Here is a 2,345-nt window from a genome sequence, read left to right as displayed (position 1 = left end):
CCTCTGCGTCAACCTCGGGAAGGACGCAGAGGGTCGGCGGCGCAGGGCGCTGCTCCGTATCGTGGGCGCGCTCGCCGCGCTGTTCTCGTGCGCGTCGGGGCTCGCCCACCTGGCGGTGCCCGAGCCGTCTTGGGCGACGCTCGCCACGCCGCTGCAGATGCTCGGCTTCTCGCTGCTCGGCGGCTCCGCCCTCGTCGTGCTGATGCTCGAGAAGGCGGGCGCGTTGGACGACCCCTCGGTGAAAAGGCTGCTGACCGTTGCCGCCGTGCTGGGCGCCGTGCTGGGCGTCGGCGGCTTTTCCGCCCAGGTGCTCGCCGTCTCGGAGATGGCAGGGGCGGCGGGCGCGGGCGCCGACCTTGTGCGCGCCGCGTCGATGCACATCGCGGTGGGCGTCTTCTGCCTTGCCGCGACGCTCGTTTTCGGGGTCATGGCCATTCGCATGAAGGAAACGGGCTTCCACTCAGTCATCGCGGTTGCCAGCGGCTTCGTAGGCGTGTCGTGTTCTGCCTGCGCCTGGCATTCTACGCCTTGCAGCTTGCGGGAGCCGCCTAGCTGGGAGGCGGAAGAGAGGTCGGGAGGGGTTCCACGTGGCGAGCGTCGGCATAGACATAGGGTCGAAGACGATCAAGGTCGTCGTCTTGGATGGGGAGGGCGCCGTGGTCCATTCGGTGTACCGGAGGCACCGTGCGGACGTCGCGTCGACGCTTGCCAGGGCGTTGCACGAGCTGACATGGCGCTTCGGCGACACCGTGGGCACCGTGGGCGTCACCGGCTCCGCCGGCATCGGGATCTCCGGCCTGCTCGGGCTTCCGTTCGTGCAGGAGGTGGTCGCCACGACGACGGCGGTGCGCAGGGAGTATCCCCAGGCGGACGCCATCGTGGAGCTGGGCGGCGAGGACGCGAAGCTGGTGTACCTCACCCACGGGCTCGAACAGCGCATGAACGCCACCTGCGCAGGCGGTACCGGGGGTTTCATCGACACGATGGCGTTCATGCTGGGCTTGAGGACGGAGGAGCTGAGCAAGCAGGCGCTCGGCGCGAAGCGCACCTACCCCATCGCGTCGCGTTGCGCCGTGTTCGCCCAGACGGACGTCCGGCCGCTGCTCAACGAGGGGGCGCGCACGGCGGATATCGCGGCGAGCGCCTTGGAGGCCGTAGTGCGCCAGACGCTCGGAGGGCTTGCCTGCGGGCGCCCCATCGAGGGCACCGTCGTGTTTCTCGGCGGCCCTTTGGAGCACATCCCCGAGCTTGTGAAGCGGTTCCGCTCGGCCTTGGGCCTTGCGGTGCGGGACGGCATCAAGCCCCCTGACGCGCACCTGTTCGCCGCGCGCGGCGCGGCGCTGCACGGTGCGGAGGCTTTCGGCGACCGCGATGGCGCGGACGTATCGCTGGTGGTCCTCGAGGAGCGCCTGTCCTGCCTGCCTGCCTTCGCGGACGACTTTCCCCGGCTGCCCCGCCTGTTCGCGTCCGAAGGGGACCTCGCCGCCTTTCGGGAACGCCACGCCTCCTGCACGATGCCGCGCACGAGGCTGTTCGACTGCGAGGGCCCGCTCTACCTCGGGCTGGACGCCGGGTCGACGGCCGTCAAGCTGGCGGTGCTCGACGAGGCGGGGCGCCTCGCCTACGCCGATTGCCGTCCTCCCCGCGGCGAGGTGCCGGAAACGGCTATCGCCATGCTCGGCGACTTCCATGCCGCCGTGCCGCGCGGCGCCGACGGGGAGCCCTACGCCTACGTGGCCCATGCCACGGCCTGCGGGTACGGGGAGAACCTGCTCAGGGCGGGGCTGGGACTCGATTCCGGGGTCGTGGAGACGCTCGCTCACGTGCGGGCCGCACGGAGCTTCAGGCCGGATCTCACGTTCCTGCTCGATATAGGCGGCCAGGACATGAAGGCCGTCTGGGTGCGGGACGGGCGGGTGCTCAACGCCGTGCTGAACGAGGCCTGCTCCAGCGGATGCGGGTCGTTCGTCGAGGGGACGGCGCATTCGCTGCAATCGTCCCCCGAGGAGTTCTCCGAAAGGGCTCTCTTTGCCGAGTCGCCCGTCGACTTGGGAACCAAGTGCACCGTCTTCATGGCCTCGCGCGTCCGCCACGCCCAGAAGAGCGGCGTTGCCGTGGAGGACATCGCCGCCGGCATCGCGTACTCCGTCGTGCGCAACGCGCTGTTCCGCATCATCGGCCTCGATCGGCTCGATTCGCTCGGCGGCTGCGTGGCGGTGCAGGGCGGCGCGTTCATGTCCGATGCCGTGCTGCGGGCGTTCGAGCTGGTGAGCGGGAAGGAGGCGGTCCGTCCCGACACGGCGCACCTCATGGGCGCCATCGGCGCGGCGCTCACCGCGCGGGAG

2 protein-coding genes are annotated in these 2,345 nt (G+C 70.4%); one reads left to right on the top strand and one right to left on the bottom strand.

Annotated elements, in window-relative coordinates:
* Positions 1-460: hypothetical protein (locus GPA_RS20285; RefSeq protein ID WP_231847664.1), on the bottom strand; the 460-nt coding region annotated here is incomplete at its 3' end.
* Positions 461-587: 127 nt separating this feature from the next.
* Here GPA_RS20285 and GPA_RS19555 point away from each other — a divergent pair.
* Positions 588-2,345 (top strand): BadF/BadG/BcrA/BcrD ATPase family protein (locus tag GPA_RS19555; RefSeq protein ID WP_041239719.1); only part of this gene is annotated, 1,758 nt, incomplete at its 3' end.

This window comes from Gordonibacter pamelaeae 7-10-1-b (genome assembly GCF_000210055.1).
In the GTDB taxonomy this organism is placed as follows: Bacteria; Actinomycetota; Coriobacteriia; order Coriobacteriales; family Eggerthellaceae; genus Gordonibacter; species Gordonibacter pamelaeae.
This window is presented reverse-complemented; position numbering and strand designations above follow the sequence as displayed.